Raw genomic sequence first — 18,481 nt, 5'->3', positions numbered from 1 at the left:
AGGATCTATCCGGCGGTGATCAGCTCGCCGGGCGCACCGAGAGACGCGAGGTCGACATCGCCCTGTGACGTCAGGAGCTCTCCGCTGATCCCGTCGTAGACGGCGGTGAAGACGTCCACCCGATGGAGGTCGAAGCCATAGGGCACGTCTGTTCTCTCCGCGGGCGCGTGCACGGTCAGCGCCCAGACCGGCTCGTCCTGTGCGACCCAATAGTGGTCCGCGAGAGCGGGGTCATACGCGGCGAGCTCCTCGTACGTGGTTCCGACCGCGTAGATCGGGTACTGCTTCTTCTCCTCCGCACTGAGCGTCGAGAGGAGTCTTCCGGTGCCGTTGGCCAGGTCGAGCGCCGGGTTCGTCAGCTTCTGGACGTCGATGATCGGCCCCTCAGAGGCGGCGGTGGCGATGGGGGTGCCCGGCGGGCCCTCTGTCGGGACCGTAGGTGTCAGGGCCTCCGTCGTCTCCGTTGGTTGGGCAGGCGTCTCGGTGGAGATGGGGGTCGTGCTGGCGGTGGCGTCGATGGTGACGGGGCCGGAACGGATGCGCATCGTCGTGGAGGTCTGGGTGAGGCTGACGTCCTCGGTGCCCAGGACGTCCATCAGCCACTGCTCTCGTTCGCCAGCGGCGGCGAGGCAGCCGACGTAGGTCGTCGCGGGGCCCCCGCTGACGACCCACACGGACGTCTGCAGACCCGCGGACTGGAGGTCGTAGGTCAGCGTGTTGCATGGCCCGTCGACGCTGAGCTTCGACCGGCCGTCGATGCCGATGATGCGAAGGCTGACGGGGTGATCGAGCAGCCATCCGCCTGATCCTTGATCGCCGATGACCGCGGTGGTCTCGTAGACGGGCCTGGTCGCGTCCTCGGCGCTGAGCAGCTCACCCGGCAGCTGCGCCGTCGACGGCGACCCGGGGCTGCTGGCGCTCGTCGCGCATCCACTGGCGAGGAGCGCCGCGGAGAGGCAGAGGGTACTGAGGGCGAGGGTTCTCGTGCGTCTGAAGGTCACTGGTCGACTCCGGTCCGGGTCACGGGCGGGTTGATGCAGTCGACTGTGGTGGTCAGTCCCGTGAAGATGTCGATCCGGCCGCCCTCCTGGCACACCTGGGTTCCTGCGAGGGAGAACAGGGCGGCGTCCGTTCCGTCTCCGTTGGTGCCCGCGAGCGCAGCACACGCCGCTGCGAGCGACGCCGTGGACTGCTTCGCGGGCGTCTGGATCTCGCCCGACAGAGCGACGCCCCGCCCGTCCTGTTCCCAGCAGGTGACGGGCGCTGCGACCGGAGTGCCGCGCTCCGTCGTCACCGCCGACAGGACTGCCGCGCTGAGGACCGCGCCCGCGACACCGGCAATTGTCACCGCCGCGGCTTGACCGAGACGTCGGCGGCGGCGGATGCGGTGCGCGAGTCGTGCGCTGATGCGCTCGAGCTGCTCATCGCTCAGGTCACGACTGTCCATGGTCCTCTGTCCGTTCCGTCACAGTTCTCGCCAGCGATGCCCGCACCCGCGAGAGGCGGTTGCGGACCGTCCCGTGGGACAGGCCGAGGGAGCGCGCGGCATCGCTGTAGCTGAGGTCGTCTTCGATGCACGCCGTCCAGATCGCGCGGTCCGTCGCACTCATCTGCTCGACCAGCCTCCGCACGTCGAGCAGCCGGTCGCTCGTCTCCGCATCGACGCCGCGAGAGGCGGTGTCGTCGGAGAGGGGCTGGTGGCGCCGGCGCTGCTCGCGGCGATTGGTCGAGGAGCTGACGTTGCGTGCCGTCACCAGCAGCCACGGCAGCACCGACTCCCCCACGATGCGCACGCTCGAGCGGCGCTTCCAGAGCAGGAAGAAGCTCTCCTGCACGACGTCCTCCGCATGGCCGGCGTCCGCGAGGAAGCTTCCCGCGGCGCGGTAGACCGCGCGGCCGTGCATCCGGAAGAGAGCATCCAGCGCCGAAGGGTCACCGCCGCGAAGACGATCTACCAGCGTCGCCTCAGCAGCACCGACCATCCGACATCACCCCCTCAGTAGTGAATGCCCTCAGAGCACGGTTTCGTCTCAGGCGTCGTTAACGAACTTTGTCGGTTCGACAGTGCCTCTGTGACCTATCCCCTACCGGACGCCCGCCAGATCATCATCCGCGCGCGACGGTCGGCCTGGCATCGCGCCGCCGTGATCATCGCTCGGGAGTCGAGGGACGGCCTTAAGGCATGTGGGAGGCGACGATGCCAGCCGCGAGGAGGAAGGCTTTCCCTGCTGCGGCCTCCTCGTCGGTGGGCATCAATCCCATGCCGATTCCTCTCTCGCTGATGGAGAGGTAGGTCAGCACGACGGGCGCGACGATCATCCCGAGGACGGCGATCGCGGCGATCACCGGACTCAGGGGTCCCTTCCGAGCGACGTCAACCACGCAGTGCACACTATCCGCGCGTCGCTAAGCCCCCCCTGCGAGCGGGCCGCTCGTCGTCCGGCATGGAGACGCCCTGCCGGACGCCCGCTGGACCATCCCCATACGGGACGCGCACAAGGCGCTCGGGTTCGCGAGACTGAACTGATGTCGGGGTTGCTGGTCATCGATCTCGTGTCGCGCGTGATCAGAGCCCGCTGCGGCCGAGCCGCGGCGCATGAGAGGTGACGCGCCCGACGTCGGGAATCAGCACGCCTCATGATTCATGGCGACGGAGAACAGGACATCAACCGGCCGATCTGCGGCGTCGGCTCAGTGCCCAGACGAGTGCGCCGGCGAGGAGTACCGCGCAGGTCAGGCCGGCGACGTGCAGGACGAGCGACGGCATTCCGTTCTCGGGGAGCAGGAAGCCGTACGGCACCCATCCGTCGGTCGCTCCGCGGACGAGCACGACGACGACCCAGACGATCGGGTAGGGCAGGACCACCCACAGCCGGCGCCAGGAGAGCGGTCCGCGGTCGGCGACGACGATCCAGTCGAGGAGGACGAGCGCGGGGAGCGCCACGTGCAGGACGGCGCTGACCCAGGGCGGGGCCGTCCCGGTACCGGGTACGAGGGTGTTGTAGATCACGGCGACGACGATCGAGTAGGCCGTCGCCGCGCCGCGGACGTAGCTCAGCCACGCCGGAGTCGGACGGCGGGCGAGCGCGACCGATCCGGCGACGATGAGCACCGCGCTCGCGAGGAGGCTGGTCTGGTTCGTGAAGTAGCCGAAGTAGTCGAACGGATTCGGGTCGCCGGCCACGATGCTCAGCGCGTAGGTGTGGAGGATCACCGCGACCGCGGCTGCACCGACGGCGATGCGCGCTACACCCACGAATGGGCGGGTCGGTGCCGGGGAACTCATCGGGTCAGCCTAGGAGCCGTTGGGCTTCCTGCTGGCCCGCGACAGACGTTCCCCTTTCCGAACCGTGCTGAGCATTTCAGGCCGAGACGCGACCACGAGGAAAGCGGTGACGTCGCTTAACCTGAGCCGGTGGGGACGCTCTCGAAAGTGCGCAACACGGTCGCGGTCGCGGCATGCCTGGCGGTCGTGACGGGATGCACGGCGCAGCCTGCACCACCGACTCCGCCACCGGCGACGAACACGGACGACGGCTTCACCTCCCCGCTGACCGGCGATCTAGGCGTGGCGACGTTCACCGGGAGCGACGGGACCACCGGCGCCGTCCAGTTGAGAGCGGCGGACGGCCGGCTGGCCCTGACATCCGACGAGCTCGTCATCCCCGCCGCGTCTTTCGGTCCCGACGATTCGGCATGACGGCCGACGACCTGTTCTACCTCAACCCGTTCCGGTTCCCCTCGGACGAGATCCTCCGCGTCGGTGAGGACCTGAATCTCACCGTTGCCGCCCGATGACCGCGAGCCACTCGGTCGCCCTCGACGGAGGAGCGTGATGGTCGCCGTATCGGCCGCGGCGCTCTTCCTGCCCCAGCTGCGGATACTGTCGCGGCCCGTCATCGACCAGGAGCACCCGTGTTTCTAGCGTTCCTCGCTGGCGCTCCGGCCGTCATCGGAATCCTGTGGCTCGTCAACCTCTCAGGCGACGGGTCCCAAGAGAAGATGCGGCGGGACACCTGCATCGGCGCCCTTATCGTCAGTTTGCTGTTCATCGTCGGAGCCGTCGTCTACTGGTTCGTGCCGGTGGAGACGAGCAACGATGCTCAGGGATCGTTCGGCGGTTCCGCCTTCGCCGTCGCTGCGCTGGTCGTCAGCGGCATCCTCGGCCTCCTCCTCACCTTCATCCTCTGGCTCACGATGCCAAGAGGGACAGGGTTGGAGCGCGACTGATGTCCGGCGCTGCTCGCACGACGATTCGATCGACAGGCGTTCACACCACTGACCCCGCGGAGACCCTTCGACAGGGCGATGAGAATCGTGCCCTGCGTAGGCTGAGCGACAGTTCGACGGACGGAGCAGCGCACACCATGACAGACACGAACGCGATCGGCCGGCTATCCGTCATGGCCGCTGCGACCGGGCTCGTTCTGGCCCTGGCCGGGTGCACGGCACCCCTCGAGGGAACCGCCGTCGCCAGCCCCTCGGCGACGTCCGCCGCTCCCAGCCTTCCTACGAACAGCCCCACGGATGACTTTGATGCAACGGACTCTCCCGCCGCCAAGTCGCTTCTGGAGCAGCTGCCCATCCGCACGTCACTCGAGAGCGTGTCCAACGATGCGAGCGGCGATCTCCTGATCGAGGAGCGAGAGGACGGGACGGTGTGGCTGTCCTTCAGCGGGCTGAGCCTGACCGGAGCAGTGGAACCGCGAGTCCTTCTCACGAGCGCTCCACTCGAGGACAACGACGGCGAGTTGAGGTTCCCTGCGGACGTCGGAAGCGAGGTCGGCTCGCTGACAGCGGATGCTGATCAGGAATTGCAGATCATCGATCCCGACACGATCGGCAGCATCGAGAGCGTCCTCATCCTGGGTGTCGGTGATCCCGGCACCCGTCAGCTCGCAGCCGCTCGAGTGCCGCCCTCCAGCACGGAACAGTGACGCCGCTGCGCCGCGAACGGGCATCGCCAGGCATCGCTGCCAGCATCCGCGTCGCCCCAGGAGCATCACGAGCGCCCCGACTCGTCGTGGAACGCGCACGAGCCCTCATGGTGTTCTCCGCGTGAATCACCGGTCATCGATTCGGAAGGAACGCGATCCGCGCACTCCGGTTGCGATGCTCGCTGTGGCCGCCGTCGGCGTGCATCTAGTTCCCGGCTTCCTACTCGTCCACGCGTTCTACATCGGGCTCTTCGGAATCGACATCGGAGCAGGAGCCGCCTACCCGAGCAGTCACGACGTTCCCCGAGCCCGCTTTGAAGCAGACCTGGACCACGTTCTTCGCTAGCCGAGTGAACGCACGCGAAGCGTGGGTCGGCTCGTCGGCGCACTCCGGCAGCCTTTTCGAGAGGAACGCCTGACACGCTGAACGTCCGCACCCGGTAGACCATCCCCTACTGGGACGGCGACTCGCCGCGCAATGGCGTCCCGACGTCATCGCGGCCGGCGCCGACGGCGGGGACAGTCAGCGGGTGGGAGGCGAGTTCGATGGCTTGCTCGCGGGTGAGGTGCTGCGGGAAGTTCACGTGAGCGAACCGGTCCGTGGGATCGTCCGAAGAGGACGGCATCGAGACACTGCTTCCCTGGAGGAACGTCACGATCGCGTCCTGGGTGGGGTCGGTGGTGACTCGGCCCAGCCTGTCGCGCAGTTCGAGGAGCACCTTCTGGCCTGGCGCCGACACCTCGAGGACGACCTGTTTCGACCGACCGGTCTCGATCCTCCGTGCCGTGGTGAACGACGCGAACGGCGTGACCCGTGAGCGCACGCGCACCGTCTCGGCTGACAGGTCGGCGTACGGTGCAGGTTGGCGAATGGCGTGCACGACGAGCGGCAGAACGTTCAACACCACGAGCGCACCGACGAGTACCGCCAGGCGAGCAGCAAGGGGAAGGGCGTCCGGGTTCAGTGCGTCGAAGATGACGTTGCCGCCGATGATCGCAACGACAGTGATTCCGATGAGAACACGCTCCGTCGGAGCTCCTGCGCGATTGAACCAGTTCCACTGAGTGAGTCGCACCTCGGGCGCCGAGCGCCCACCTCTGAACCCTGCCGCCATCGCTCGCCCCTTCCGTTTCATTCAGCCCGTCCTACGGCCTGCGGTACTGGCCACTGGACGCTCAACCCCGACCGACGATCCTCAATCGAGACGGCGTTCTCTTGCCATGAAGCTCGAAGGGCCTCGTGACTCGCACCGACGAGCAGGTGCGAGAAGGTCACTCATGAGCACTGACGAGGAGCGGTGGAACCACACGGGGCTGATTCGAGTGTTCACCATCACCGCGTGCGCCTCTCTCGCCGCCGCCATCGCGTTCATGATCCTCGAGCTCACGACGGACCTCGACGCCGCGACGGGCGCGTTCATCTTCCTGACGCTGTTTGTCCTGAATGTCGGGCTGATTCTCGCCCGGCGACGACAGGAGGTTGCAACGGACACACCGGTCGTTCCCTTCTGAAGCGCACTGCTCCGTATGGGGATCCTTCAGCGGAACGATCAGGCGTTCGGTGCGGGTGCGAGTGTTGCGCTTCCGGAGACGACCATCCAGCGCCCGGCGATTCGTCGCCATGCGCGGACGTAGTGAAGCCGAGCCTCGATCCGTGTGCCGTGGTCGATCACAACGACGTCTACGACGGACGTGGTCTGGGCGCCGCCGGCAGAGGCCAGCGTGCTGCGACTGATTTCATCGATCGACTCGAACTTCGTTGTGCCCGACGAATGTGCTCCGAGATCTTCGTCCCGGCTGATGATCGAGCCTTCGGGTGTCGTGAAGATCAGCTCGGGTGCGAGCAGTCGACCAAGCGCATCGACGTCACTTGCGCGCATCGCGTCCAGCAATCGATCCTCGGCAGCATCGACGGTTTCGTGGAGCATGGACGGGAACGACATCCGGAAAGAGTATCTCTGCTCGTTGCGCGGCCTGCGTCCGTAGGGGGATCGGGTGCCGGGACCCTCTTCTCTCAGGCAGGCGTGTCGGAGCTCGATACTGATGTCATGGCATCACCGCTCGTCTCCGACGTCGCTCACTCCGGTCTCACCGTGGCCGACCTCGATGACGCGCTGGTGCTGTGGTGCTCCGGTCTCGGGTTCGTGCTCGAGCGCACCTTCACGCTCGACGTCGACGTCACGGCGGCGACCACCGGCGTCCGTGGAGCCGTGATCCGCGCAGCGACGCTGGCACTCGGCCCCCACCGGGTGGAGCTGCTGCAGTACGACCCGCCCCGACAGCTCGAGTCCGCCGGCTCGCCCGCACAGGTCGGCACGGTGCACATCGCGCTCACGGTCTCGGACCTCGATCGTGTCCTCGAGCTCTGCGCTGGACACGGCTGGAGACCGGTCGGGACACCTCACTGGATGACCGGTGGCGCCCGAGCCGGCACGCGCATCATCTACCTCGAAGGTGCCCTCGGTGGATTCCTCGAACTGATCGCACCCCCGCAGCTCCCGTAGTCCGCGTCGACTATCGCATCTCGTCCGGTTCTCGATGTCTCGACCACCGACCGCTCCCCTGACGCGTGTAGCGGCAGGATCGACTCCGCTGCCTCACTGGTGCCGGACCGGCGTCTCGCAGCCGGAACGCGATGCCGAGCGCGAGCCGGGCCACTGATCAGCCTCGGTGTGAGGCGGTTCGGCTGATCACCGGCAAGCAGGGGCGCGTCGTGTCGTTCTCGTCGAGCGCGACGGTTCGGAGTCGGCTCGACGCACGTCGAGACGGTGAGACCGCCAGCCCTGCTTGGGGGGCGGCAGTGCGCGCAGACCATAGGACAGAGTGGGCTGACGGCGCAGTGTAGATCGCCTCGGATTCGGAGGCCCCTGTGCCGTTCTTCCCTGCCCATCGAGCGAAGCGCCGCTGGAACCGTACAGCCGGCGTCGTCGCGGCTATCGCGCTCCTGGGATCCGGATTCGCCGTGTCAGGCGTCGACGCTGTCTTCGCTCAGGACTCGGTGGGCGGCTCGGCCACGGGCTCCATCGACTGCCCGGCGATTCAGCGGAGCGTCGGGGAGCTCGGGGTGGGAAGTCCGCCGCCCGACCTGGGAAGCCCGCCTGCCGCAGCCGAGGTCGGCGAATCGCTGTTCTCCTCCACCGCGAAGGATCTGCTGAAGAGTGTCGTGGGGAGCGCTCTCGGGAAGGTCGGTGACGTCGCCTTCGGGTGGGTGGTCAGCGAGCTGACCGGCCCGACGAAGCCCACGAAGATCGAGGCGGAGGAGCTGCAGGACCTCGCGGACCTCAAAGCGCAGGTCACTCAGGTGCAGACGGAGATCGCGGACCTCGGCAGAACCATCCAGACCGATGTGAGTGCCCTCGCGACCGAGATCGATCAGGACGCGAAGTGGCAGACCTTCGTCACGAAGTCGACTGCAGCGAACACGGCGTTGCAGAAGGTCGAGGACGACATCCAGCAGGTGTGCGAGATCACCGAGCTCCACCGCGACGACGCCGAAGCATCGGGTGTGACCGAGTCGCTGACGCAGGAGGAGATCGACAGTCTCAAGGAGGTCGCCGAGAACGGTCAGGCCAACTTCAACGCGCTCAGTGCCGTGCTCGTCGGAGACGACATCACGGGCGGACTGTTCGAAGCGTACCGAGACGTGCTGTGGTCGGTGAAGGCGGTCGGCAGCTCGAGCCCCTCCGCGACACTCCTGTCCGCTGAGGACGCGAACACCTTGCAGTCGCAGGTCGCCTACTACGGGAACATCGCCACTCTTCATCTTCAAGCGTTCGCCGAGGTCGTCCACTCTCCTCAGGTTCAGACGCGCCCCGCACTGCTCGAGCAGTACTACGACAACAGCTGGGTACCGGCGATCCAGGAGTGGTCCCTCCTCGGGAATCGCAATCTACCCACCCTCCCGGCCGGCACGAGCGTCGACCTGCTCCAGGAGAAGCTGACGGATCCGAGCAACGGAGACGTCTCGGGAACCATCCGTCTGTGGACCACGGAGACGGTCACGCTCGCGGGCTCCGCTCAGAACTCGTACTGCATGGCCTCCGTCACCTGCTACGCCCCGGAGTGGGCAGCGACGTCGAGCGCTCGGAGCGAAGCTGTGCTGCGCGCCTCCGTTCTGCCGAACTTCCCACCGCTGAGCCTTTCTGTCGGTGCCGAGCAGCTCGGTCTGACCGGCTGGCGCGTCCCCACGGACGACGACTTCGCCTCCCTCGTCATGACCCGTCCCTCGCGCATCAAGAATCCGCCGTCCCTGATCACGATTCCCCGAGTCGAGGACGGCGTCTCGCAGTGGGCGGAGATCGAGAACGTCCCCGCCCTCCAGTACCAGCCGATCTCCAATGGAATCGACACGTCGAACACCATTCCACCGGTCGTCGTCGACTCCGACAGCGCACAGGTTCTCGTCTTCACCAGCAACCCCTACTCCGGCCCGGAGCGCCTGACCTTCGCCGAGGACGGCATGGATCCGACCGCGAGCTTCGGCGGACGCTTGATGCTCGTGCAGGACCTGCCTGTCGGACCGCCCGACACACCCCTGTACCCGGACGCGTCCGCGGACTCCCGCGCAGCGGACGCTGTCGAGGAGGCGTCAAGCGCCGCAGCACCGCCGTCCGCATCCGCTTCCACCCTCTCGAACAGCTCCGCGATCGGCGACGCGAGCCCCGTGACGTACACGGCGCCGGCGCAGTGCAACACCGACGACCCTTACGTCCAGCCGCAGGGCTACAACGGCATCAGTGTCACGGTCTCGGGTGCCGCGGGTGGTTCGCGCGCAGGCGAGGACGTCATCTTCGATGAGAGCTACCGGTACGGAGGACGGGGCGGAGTGGTGAACGCGGTCCTTCCCGTCAGCGCGGGCACACAGCTCTTCGCCGGTGTCGGAGGCGCCGGTGGATTCGTCGACGGCAGCCAGCGAGAGCGAGGAGCAGCGGGAGGCATCGGCGGTGGTGGCGGCGGTGGCACCTGGACCAGCGACACCGATCTCGGGCGGCAGGCGGGCGCGGGAGGAGGTGGCCTGTCCTCCATCGCTCTGGATGACGAGTGCCTCCTTCCGCTGGTCGTCGCCGGCGGCGGTGGCGGCGCCGGCGCCGCCGCGTCGGCTTTCGATGCTGACGCGGCGCGAGACGGAGGGAACTCCTGCGTGATGAACGGCTGCATCCCTTCGAACAGCGACAGCACGCTCGCAACGAACAGCTACTTGACCGGCGCTACGGCCCCCGACGGAGAAGGAGAGGATCCGTACAGTGACAACGGCCTCGGCGGAGGCGGAGGCGGAGGTTTCATCGGCGGTGGCGCGAGCCGTCTCGGCGGCGGAACCGGAGGCACCAGCTTCGTCGCGGACGGCGCGCTGAGCTCCTCGTTCACCGTCGGCTCCAACGACTCTGGGACGAACGGGTCCGTGACCATCACCCCGGTCGTCATACCGGAATTCACCATCGGCTTCGTGGACAGTCAGTTCGAGTGGGTGCTCGTTCGAGCCGACCAGTCCGTTCGCGCAGATATTCCGCAAGACCTGCTGCCTGACTCGTCGATCGTCGAGTGGAGAACGGTCGCCGAACCGGCGAGCGTCTCTCCGAGCGGAACCCCGATCGTCCGCCTCCTGGACACGGTCACCGGGAACTGCGCGACAGGCCGGGGAGTTCTCAGCTTCAACCAGATCGTCACACTCGAGCCGTGCGCGGACAGCGACGACAACCAGCGCTGGTACCTCCAATCGACCGCCGTCGACCCGTCGAACGGCTCCGTCAACTTCAGGACCATCGGGGGAACGGGTCTCGCTGAGGCCGTCTCGCAGCCTGTAGCGGCGTTGTTCCTCACACCCCTGAAGGCGCCGCCGCTGTCCGACAACCTCTCGGAGACCCCCGGCAGTGGGCCCTCCGACCCAGCGCCGACCCCCACTACCGACCCCGCGGCCAGCCCCTCCCCCTCCACGACGAGCGGCCCGGTGAACGGCGATCTTCCGACCGACCACTCGCCGCGACCAGCAGCTGACAGTGGCGGACTCGCGTCCACCGGAGTGGAAGGACTCCTGCTCCTCGCCACATCGATCGCCCTGATCGGACTCGGCGGGCTGGTCATCATGTCCACGCGGCGCCGCCGAGCATGATCATGGCGTCGTCTTCGCTGCGACGAAGTCACAGAAGGAGACGGCTTCTCGAACTCCTCAGGGTGATACGGCGGCAGTACACGAGCGCAGGCGGCGCCTCCCGGAACGGGACTACCGGGGAGTGTGAGGGGCCCGCCCCTCACGAGCTTCCTGCCTGGGTGTCCAGGTAGGAAGCTCGCAGCCGTTCAGCTCGTGGCGGCCTTCTCGGCGACCGCGGTACGGGCCCCCTCGGCGTCGGTGGCGCTGTGGTGTCCCTGCACGTCGCTGTGAGCGACTGTGGAGGGGCGGGTTCCGTCGAAATCGTGCGAGCTGCCCTCGATCTTCCGCGTGCGTCCGCGAATGCCGGTATCGAGCCGGTCGATGCGGCGGGCGACCGTGCCCGGCGCGCAGCGGTGTCCGGTGGTCCAAGCGGCGACGTCGGCGCGGGCTCGGCCGCAGGTCGCCTCGCGGCAGGCCTCGACGCGTCAGCCCCTCGCGGTGCGCGCCCGACCTCTCAGCCCGCCAGCCTCCCCATCCACTCCTCCACCGCGTCGGGCGTGCGCGGCATCGCCGCCGAGAGCAGGATCGACGACGTCTCCGTGACCACGAGGTCGTCCTCGATCCGGATGCCCAGGCCCCGCAGCTCGGCGGGGACCGTCAGGTCGCCCGGCTGGAAGTAGAGGCCCGGCTCCACGGTGAGCGTGTGGCCGGCCGCGAGCACTCCGCCGAGGTACGTCTCGTGCGGAGCGTGGTTGCAGTCGTGCACGTCCATCCCGAGCATGTGCCCGGCGCGGGAGATGCTCCACCGGCGGTGGTACGACGCGGACGGGGCCATGGCCTCATCGACGGAGCAGCGGATCAAGCCGAGGTCGATCAGCCCTTCGGTGAGGGCTCGCCCGCACGCGTCCTGGTAGTCCTGGAAGCGCACTCCCGCGCGCAGGGAGTCGATGCCGGCCTGCTGCGCGCGCAGCACGATCGAGTACACGTCCCGCTGCAGCGGGGTGAACTCCCCGCTGACCGGGAAGGTGCGGGTGATGTCGGCGGCGTAGAGCGAGGGCAGCTCCACTCCCATGTCCATCAGGACGAGGTCGCCGTCGGCGAGGGGCCCGGTGTTCCGCGTGTAGTGCAGGGTCGTGGCGTGCTCTCCCGAGGCGACGACCGATCCGTAGGCCGGCCCCTGTCCCTCGACCAGGGCGCGGCGGGCGAAGGTGCCCTCGAGGTAGCGCTCGCCGCGGGGCATCGCGCGGGCGACCTGCCACGCCTCGAGGCAGTCGTCGAATCCCCGCGCCGTGCCGTCGACGGCGAGCTGCAGCCGTCCGATCTCCCAGTCGTTCTTGATCAGGCGCAGCTCGTCGAGCGTCGACTTGAGCACGAGGTGCGGTCCGAGCTCCGGCCCGCAGATGCTCCGCACCAGCTCGTCGACGCTCTCGTCGAGGGTGGGCAGGACCCGGATGCGCCGGGCCCGCCGCGCGGCCCGCTCCACGTCGCGGGTGAAGTCGGCCAGCGGCCGGGTCTCGATGCCCAGTGCTGCCTGCGTCTCGGCGAGCGACGGCCGCGGCCCGACCCAGAGGTCGCCGAGCGCGTCGTTCTGCCAGAACTCGTCGCCGTCGCGGCCGGAGGGAGCACGCAGGTACAGGATCGAGCCGGCCTCCCCTCCCGTCGTGTCGACGACGAGCACGCTCTCGGCGACTCCGTTGCCCGTCAGCCACACGTGGTCGGTGCCCGGGCGGAAGCGGTGGTCGCTGTCGTTCGAGCGCACCCGCGGCAGGCCGGAGGGGATGATCAGCAGCTCGGCGGGCAGCGCCTGCGCCAGTCGCGACCGGCGCTCCGCGGTGTAGGCGAGCACCGGCTCGTCGGGGTCGATCACCGGCTCCGGATCGGCCCAGCCGGCGGTCATGAACGCGCCGTCCCCGGGGAGCGGACTGCGGTTCACGGCCCTCGGCATGCTCCAGAGAGCGGACTCCTCGGCCCGGGCCTCCTCCACCGCGCTCACGCGCCCGTCCGCTCCAGCGCGTCGGGCAGCTCCTCGAGCCAGGCCGCCCGGTCGGCGTCGAGTGGAGCCAGCGGCAGCCGCCCCAGGCCGTCCGGCAGCGGGATCGCCGCGAGCAGCGCTCGCGTGTACGGATGCAGCGGGCTCTGCCACACCGTCTCGGTGTCCCCCGACTCCACGACCCGGCCGCGGTACATCACGAGCACCCGGTCGGCGATGCGCCGGACCACCGAGAGGTCGTGTGAGATGAACAGCATGCCCGCGCCGGCCTCGACGCTGAGCGAGCGCATCAGCGCGGCGACGCTCGTCTGGGTCGAGGCGTCGAGGGCCGAGATCGGCTCGTCGGCCACGAGCATCCGCGGCCTCGCCGCCAGTGCCCGCGCGATGGCGATGCGCTGCTTCTGGCCGCCGGAGAACTCGTGCGGGAACCGGCTCGCCATCGCCGGGTCGAGCCCGACGCGGCGCAGCCAGTCGGCCGGATCCGAGCCCTCGGCGCCACGGGCGAGCGCCGCCCGGACGCCGTCGCCGATCTGCTCGCCGATGCGGCGACGGGGGTTGAGCGAGGAGTTCGGATCCTGGAAGACCATCTGCACGCCGGTCATCGCCGGACTGCGCCGACGGAGTCCGAGCGCGGGCACGTCGACGCCGTTCAGGCGCACGTCGCCACCGCGGCGCTTCTCGATGCCGACCACGGCGCGCGCGAGGCTCGACTTCCCGCAGCCGCTCTCTCCGACCAGTGCCACGACCTCGCCGGCCGCCACCCGGAAGCCGACCCCGTCGACGGCACGCAGCGGCGGTCGCCGCCCGTACTCGACGACGATGCCATCGGCCTCGAGAACCACTCCCGCGCTCATCGCGCACCCCTCTCGACGTCGCCTTCCGCGGCCGCGCCCGGATCGTCCGCGGCGGCGGCCCTCTCGTGCCCCTCGACGAGCTCGGCGACCAGCTCCTCCGGGCTCTCCTCGAAGCTCGAGCCGGGCAGAGCCGCGAGCAGCGCCCGCGTGTACTCGTCCTCGGGCGCGGTGAAGAGCCGCTCCCGCGGAGCCGACTCGACGACGAGCCCCTGGCGCATCACCGTCACCTCGTCGGCCACAGCGCTCATCACGCCGAGATCGTGGGTGACGAGCAGGATGCTCAGCCCGCCGTCGTCGACCAGCTCCCGCAGCAGCTGCAGCACTCCGGCCTGCACGGTCACGTCGAGCGCGGTCGTCGGCTCGTCGGCCAGCAGCACGGAGGGCTCGCACGCGAGCGCCACCGCGATCGCGATGCGCTGCCGCTGACCACCGGAGAACTGGTGGGGATAGCGCCCGAGGGAGACCCGGGCGTCCGGCACCCGCACCCGCTCGAGCAGGGCCTCGGCCCTGGACCGCGCGGCCTCCTTGCCGAGACCGAGGTGGTGGCGCAGGTGGTCGGTGAGCTGGCGGCCCACGGTGAGCTGCGGGTGCAGGCTCGTCGACGGGTCCTGGAAGACCATGGCGACCCGGCGTCCGCGCACCGCGCCGAGCACCTGCCGGGACGCGCCGACGAGCTCCGTCGTGTCGTCGCCGGTGTCGTCGGCGAGGCGGATGCTGCCGCTGGCCGTCATCGATCCGGGCAGCAGTCCGAGCACCGCCAGGGCGGTCATGGTCTTGCCCGAGCCCGACTCGCCGGCGAGACCGTGGATGCCGCCGCGGCGCAGCGCCAGATCGATGCCGTCGACGACGGCGTGGCTGCGGGTGCGGATGCGCAGCCCGCTGATGGTCAGTGCGTCGCTCACAGCGTGGCGCCTCCTCCGCGGATCGTCTGCGACCGCGGGTCCAGGGCGTCGCGCAGGGCGTCGCCGACGAAGTTGAACGCGATGACGACGGTGAGGATGGCCAGGCCCGGGAAGACGCCGATCCACCACGCGTCGAAGTTCTGGATGGCGTCCGACACCATCGAGCCCCACTCGGCGGTCGGCGGCTTCGCGCCGAGCCCGAGGAACGACAGGCCCGACAGCAGGAGGATGGCCGTGCCGATGTCGAGGCTCGCCAGGACGAGCACCGGGCCGACGATGTTGGGCGCGATGTCGCGGACGAGGGAGCGCAGCGGCGAGAAGCCGAGCAGCTGTCCGGACACGACGTAGTTCGACGAGCGGAGGCCGAGCACGAGACCGCGGGTCAGCCGGGCGTAGGACGGCCACGACACGATCAGCGCCGCGAGCACCGCGTTCAGGAGCGAGGCTCCGAGCGCGGCCGCGATCACCATCGCCAGGATGACCGTGGGGAACGCCATCACGAGATCGGTGATGCGCATCGCGACCTCGTCGACCGCACGGCCGAAGAATCCGGCGACGGATCCGACGATCGCGCCGATCAGCACCGACATCACGACGAGCAGCAGGGCGAGCGGGATGGTGACCCGGGCACCCCAGATCACCCGCGAGAACACGTCCCGGCCCAGCGCGTCGGTCCCCATCAGCGTGCCCTCGCCGGGCGCCTGGAGGAGGGGCAGGTCCTGCGCGAGCGGATCGTGCGGGGCGATGACGGGGGCGAGCACGGCGATGAGGATCCAGAGCACGCCGACGGCGGCGCCGAGGAGTCCGAGCGGCGCCGACCAGCGGCCCAGGCGCAGGCGGGGGCGGCGCAGGCGGAGGCCGGGGGCGGCGACCGGGTCGAGCACTCCGGCACCGACGCCGTCGCGCGGACCGGCCGGAGCGCCGTCGCGCGGGTCGGACCGGGTGGTTCGCGGATCCGTCACGAGGCCAGCCTCACTCTCGGGTCGAGCACGCCGTACAGCAGGTCGACGATCAGGTTCACGAGCAGGTACATCACGCCGATGAGCAGGCCGACGCCCATGATGCCGCGCAGGTCGAGGTGCGACGCGGCCTGGTAGGCGTAGGAGCCGATCCCGGGCCAGCCGAAGACCGCCTCGACGAGCACGGTGCCGCTGAGCAGGCTGCCGAAGGCGAGGCCCACGACGGTGAGGATCGGGATGCTCGCCCCGCGCAGCACGTAGGAGAAGGTGACCGCGCGGTTCGGCAGCCCCTTCGCGCGGGCGGCCCGCACGTAGTCCTGGTCGAGGATCTCGAGCACCGCGGTGCGCACGAACCGGGTCAGCAGGCCCACCGTGTAGAGCGTCAGGACGAGCACGGGGAGGAAGAGGTGCGACGCCGCGTCGAGGAAGGTGTCGAGCTGGCCGGCGAGCAGGGCGTCGACCGTGTAGAGGCCCGTCACCGTCGGCGGCGTGGTGAAGTCGCTGCTCAGCCGACCGGATCCCGGCGCGATCCGCAGCTGGAAGTAGAGGACGTAGTAGAGGACCAGCGCGAGCCAGAAGGTCGGCACGCTGAGTCCGGCCAGCGACACGACGCGCAGAACGTGGTCGGAGGCCCTGCCGCGCCGGTAGGCGGCGACGGTGCCGAACAGCACGCCGATGATCACGCTGAGCACGATGGCGCCGAAGGCGATCTCGAGGGTGGCCGGCAGCGCCTTCGCCAGGTCGGCGACCACCGGGTTGTGCGTGGTGGTGGAGACGCCGAGGTCGCCGTGCAGCAGGTTGCCGAGGTAGGTGAAGTACTGCACGACGAGGGGCTGGTCGAGACCGTACTGGGCGCGGAACTGCGCGACGATCTCCGGATCCTCCGCAGCGCGCTGGCCGAGGGCGGCCGCCACGGGGTCGCCCGGCACGAGGTTGGTCAGGATGAAGGTGACGAGGGTCACGCCCACCACCAGCAGCAGCGAGGTGAGCACGCGGCGGAGCGCGTAGCGGAGGAACGGGTGGGCCGCCCGGCCCCCGCGCTGACGCGGGGTCCGGACGGCCGTCGTGGTGGTGGACACGGGCTACTGCGCGGTGAGGGCCGCGATGTCGATGGTCCACACCGCGTTGTAGACGACACCCGAGACGTCCTTCGCCGCGGCGATGTTGTTTCCGGGCTGGAGCAGCGGGATGAAGGGGCCGTCGGCGTTCAGCGCGGTCTGCAGCTCCTCGAAGCGCGACTGGCGCTCGTCGTCGCTGCCGCCGGTGGCCGCGGCGTCGGCCAGCGCCGAGATCGCGGGGGCCGCACCGTCGGTCCAGCCGGAGCGGAGGCCCACGACGTCGCCCGGGGTGAAGACGAGGTAGTCGCTCGGGTCCGGGTAGTCCGGGCCCCAGTACCAGAGGCCCATGGTCTCGGTGCCGTTGCGGTAGGCGTCGAGCTCGGTGGCGACGGGGGCCGGGGCGAGCTCGACGGTGATGCCGGCGTCCTTCAGCTGCGACTGGATGCGCTGCGCGATGGTCGGGAAGTCGATGCCGTTCAGGCTGATGTCGCTCGGGAAGTTGAGCGTCACGGACTCGCCGGCGTAGCCGCTCTTCGCGAGGTCCGCCTTCGCGGCGTCGAGGTCCTGGGTGAGCGCGCCGCTCTCGGGCAGGGCACCGAGCAGCATGCTCGGGATGACGCCGGACGCCTGGGCGGTGCCGTTGCCGGCGATCGAGACGAGGTCGTCGTAGTCGACGGCCTCCTTCACGGCCTTCACGAAGTCGGGGTTCGACGTGATCGCCGAGACGCTCGGGTTCTGGTTGAGCAGCAGGAAGATCACGTTCGCCGACGGGTCGCTGGTCACCGCGACCGAGTCGCCGAGCGCCTCCGCCTGAGTGCCCGAGAGGTCCAGCGCCACATCGGCGCTGCCGCCCTCGACGTTGATCTTCTGGGTCGCACCCTCGACGTTCTGGATGACCACGCGGCTGTAGCCCGGGGCGTCGCCGTCGTAGTTCTCGTTCGCGGTCAGCACGACCTGCGAGGCGAGGTCGAGCGTGTCGAGCACGTACGGGCCGGAGCCGGCGGAGGTGGTGTTGAGGAACGTCTCGGCGGTGTCGGTCTCGTCGGTGGTGCCACCGTTCTCCTTCACGACCTTCGAGTTCAGGATGCCGAGCGCCGGGTTCGCCAGGATCGCCGGCAGGGCGGGCGTGGGGTTCTCGGTGGTCAGCACCACCGTCGTGTCGTCCTTCTTCGTGACGGTGACGCCGTCGAGGAGGAACGAGGGGTTGCCCTTGAGGCCGATCACGCGCTGCAGCGAGAACACCACGTCGTCGGCGGTCATCGCGGTGCCGTCCGAGAAGGTGTGCTCGCCGTTCAGGGTGAGGGTGAAGGTCTTCGCGTCGTCGGACTGCTCGAGGCTCGCGAGGCCGTCGACGACCTGCGAGACGTCGCCGCCCTCGAAGGTGAGGAGGGTCTCGTAGAGCGCCTTGTCGACCATCTGGCCGGTCGGCTCGTACATGCGGCCCGGGTCGGCGGTCTTGAGGTCGAACGCCTTGTTGATGGTGAGCGTCGCGCTGCTGCCGTCGGCGGTGTCGACGCGGCCCGAGGAGCAGCCCGCCACCAGAAGGGCGAGGGAGACCGCCGCAGCGGCGATCACCACTCGCGTCGGGGCGGAGCGCGGGGTGCGGGTGGAGCGGACAACCATGGAGGCCTCCTGGCGAGGGTTCGGCTGGACGTGTTGCGAAACGATGGCACATCGCGACGCACTCCGTTTCCAG

General features: G+C 69.2%; 19 protein-coding genes. 6 read left to right on the top strand and 13 right to left on the bottom strand.

Annotation, left to right across the window (positions count from 1 at the left end):
* Positions 1-5: 5 nt before the first annotated feature.
* The 5 genes from C5C10_RS00325 to C5C10_RS00310 form a co-directional block, all read right to left on the bottom strand.
* A complete protein-coding gene (locus tag C5C10_RS00325; protein ID WP_104328197.1) occupies positions 6-1,001 on the bottom strand; it encodes a hypothetical protein in 996 nt (331 codons plus the stop codon).
* Entirely contained in the window at positions 998-1,447 is a 450-nt protein-coding gene (locus tag C5C10_RS00320) for a hypothetical protein (protein ID WP_104328196.1), read from the bottom strand. The genes C5C10_RS00325 and C5C10_RS00320 overlap by 4 nt, the downstream gene beginning before the upstream one ends.
* Positions 1,434-1,982 (bottom strand): RNA polymerase sigma factor, encoded by a 549-nt coding sequence (locus C5C10_RS00315; RefSeq protein WP_104328195.1) that lies wholly within the window; start codon positions 1,980-1,982, stop codon positions 1,434-1,436. Before C5C10_RS00315 ends, C5C10_RS00320 begins: the two co-directional genes overlap by 14 nt.
* Positions 1,983-2,175: 193 nt before the next feature.
* The gene (locus tag C5C10_RS17655; protein ID WP_181073343.1) at positions 2,176-2,346 is read right to left on the bottom strand and encodes a hypothetical protein; all 171 of its coding nucleotides are present in this window, start codon (positions 2,344-2,346) and stop codon (positions 2,176-2,178) included.
* Positions 2,347-2,665: 319 nt separating this feature from the next.
* Positions 2,666-3,286 (bottom strand): Pr6Pr family membrane protein, encoded by a 621-nt coding sequence (locus tag C5C10_RS00310; protein ID WP_104328194.1) that lies wholly within the window; start codon positions 3,284-3,286, stop codon positions 2,666-2,668.
* Between the two features lie 129 nt (positions 3,287-3,415).
* On the opposite strand from C5C10_RS00310, the gene C5C10_RS00305 reads away from it, so the two are divergent.
* From C5C10_RS00305 to C5C10_RS00295, 3 genes are all read left to right on the top strand, one after another.
* Positions 3,416-3,700: a hypothetical protein gene (locus tag C5C10_RS00305; RefSeq protein ID WP_104328193.1), complete on the top strand. Its 285-nt coding sequence runs from the start codon at positions 3,416-3,418 to the stop codon at positions 3,698-3,700.
* A gap of 215 nt (positions 3,701-3,915) precedes the next feature.
* The gene (locus C5C10_RS00300; protein WP_104328192.1) at positions 3,916-4,230 is read left to right on the top strand and encodes a hypothetical protein; all 315 of its coding nucleotides are present in this window, start codon (positions 3,916-3,918) and stop codon (positions 4,228-4,230) included.
* Between the two features lie 137 nt (positions 4,231-4,367).
* The gene (locus C5C10_RS00295) at positions 4,368-4,937 is read left to right on the top strand and encodes a hypothetical protein (RefSeq protein WP_104328191.1); all 570 of its coding nucleotides are present in this window, start codon (positions 4,368-4,370) and stop codon (positions 4,935-4,937) included.
* A 452-nt stretch (positions 4,938-5,389) separates the two neighbouring features.
* Here the strand turns inward: C5C10_RS00295 and C5C10_RS00290 are convergent, their stop codons facing one another.
* Positions 5,390-6,052 carry a hypothetical protein gene (locus C5C10_RS00290; protein ID WP_104328190.1) on the bottom strand — a complete coding sequence of 221 codons (663 nt, stop codon included), beginning with the start codon at positions 6,050-6,052 and terminating at the stop codon, positions 5,390-5,392.
* A gap of 163 nt (positions 6,053-6,215) precedes the next feature.
* Here C5C10_RS00290 and C5C10_RS00285 point away from each other — a divergent pair, with 163 nt between their 5' ends.
* The gene (locus tag C5C10_RS00285) at positions 6,216-6,449 is read left to right on the top strand and encodes a hypothetical protein (protein WP_104233966.1); all 234 of its coding nucleotides are present in this window, start codon (positions 6,216-6,218) and stop codon (positions 6,447-6,449) included.
* Between the two features lie 38 nt (positions 6,450-6,487).
* Here C5C10_RS00285 and C5C10_RS00280 read toward each other — a convergent pair whose 3' ends face one another.
* Entirely contained in the window at positions 6,488-6,880 is a 393-nt protein-coding gene (locus C5C10_RS00280; protein WP_104233967.1) for a nuclear transport factor 2 family protein, read from the bottom strand.
* 105 nt (positions 6,881-6,985) lie between these two features.
* Between C5C10_RS00280 and C5C10_RS00275 the strand changes: the two genes are divergently transcribed.
* Both C5C10_RS00275 and C5C10_RS00270 read left to right on the top strand, forming a co-directional pair.
* A complete protein-coding gene (locus tag C5C10_RS00275; RefSeq protein WP_104328189.1) occupies positions 6,986-7,441 on the top strand; it encodes a VOC family protein in 456 nt (151 codons plus the stop codon).
* A 659-nt stretch (positions 7,442-8,100) separates the two neighbouring features.
* On the top strand, positions 8,101-11,043 hold the full coding sequence (locus C5C10_RS00270) for a glycine-rich protein (protein ID WP_146082073.1): 2,943 nt from the start codon (positions 8,101-8,103) through the stop codon (positions 11,041-11,043).
* A gap of 493 nt (positions 11,044-11,536) precedes the next feature.
* On the opposite strand, the gene C5C10_RS00265 is transcribed toward C5C10_RS00270, so the two are convergent.
* Genes C5C10_RS00265 through C5C10_RS00240 form a run of 6 tightly spaced genes read right to left on the bottom strand, consistent with a single transcriptional unit; the run spans position 11,537 to position 18,408 of the window.
* On the bottom strand, positions 11,537-13,015 hold the full coding sequence (locus tag C5C10_RS00265; RefSeq protein WP_219813218.1) for an aminopeptidase P family protein: 1,479 nt from the start codon (positions 13,013-13,015) through the stop codon (positions 11,537-11,539).
* Complete coding sequence (locus C5C10_RS00260; protein WP_104239496.1) at positions 13,012-13,866, bottom strand: ATP-binding cassette domain-containing protein; 855 nt, start codon at positions 13,864-13,866, stop codon at positions 13,012-13,014. The genes C5C10_RS00265 and C5C10_RS00260 overlap by 4 nt, the downstream gene beginning before the upstream one ends.
* Positions 13,863-14,768, bottom strand: a complete 906-nt coding sequence (locus tag C5C10_RS00255; RefSeq protein ID WP_104328187.1) for an ABC transporter ATP-binding protein — start codon at positions 14,766-14,768, stop codon at positions 13,863-13,865. Before C5C10_RS00255 ends, C5C10_RS00260 begins: the two co-directional genes overlap by 4 nt.
* Positions 14,765-15,730 carry an ABC transporter permease gene (locus C5C10_RS00250; protein WP_244230527.1) on the bottom strand — a complete coding sequence of 322 codons (966 nt, stop codon included), beginning with the start codon at positions 15,728-15,730 and terminating at the stop codon, positions 14,765-14,767. Before C5C10_RS00250 ends, C5C10_RS00255 begins: the two co-directional genes overlap by 4 nt.
* The gene (locus C5C10_RS00245; protein WP_104223257.1) at positions 15,727-16,806 is read right to left on the bottom strand and encodes an ABC transporter permease; all 1,080 of its coding nucleotides are present in this window, start codon (positions 16,804-16,806) and stop codon (positions 15,727-15,729) included. The genes C5C10_RS00250 and C5C10_RS00245 overlap by 4 nt, the downstream gene beginning before the upstream one ends.
* A 3-nt stretch (positions 16,807-16,809) precedes the next feature.
* Positions 16,810-18,408: an ABC transporter substrate-binding protein gene (locus C5C10_RS00240; RefSeq protein WP_104328186.1), complete on the bottom strand. Its 1,599-nt coding sequence runs from the start codon at positions 18,406-18,408 to the stop codon at positions 16,810-16,812.
* Positions 18,409-18,481 lie beyond the last annotated feature (73 nt).

Origin of the sequence: Rathayibacter sp. AY1A3 (assembly GCF_002930975.1) — a bacterium.
In the GTDB taxonomy this organism is placed as follows: Bacteria; Actinomycetota; Actinomycetes; order Actinomycetales; family Microbacteriaceae; genus Rathayibacter.
Note: the sequence above shows the minus strand (reverse complement) of the source record. Positions and strands in the feature narration are given on the sequence as shown.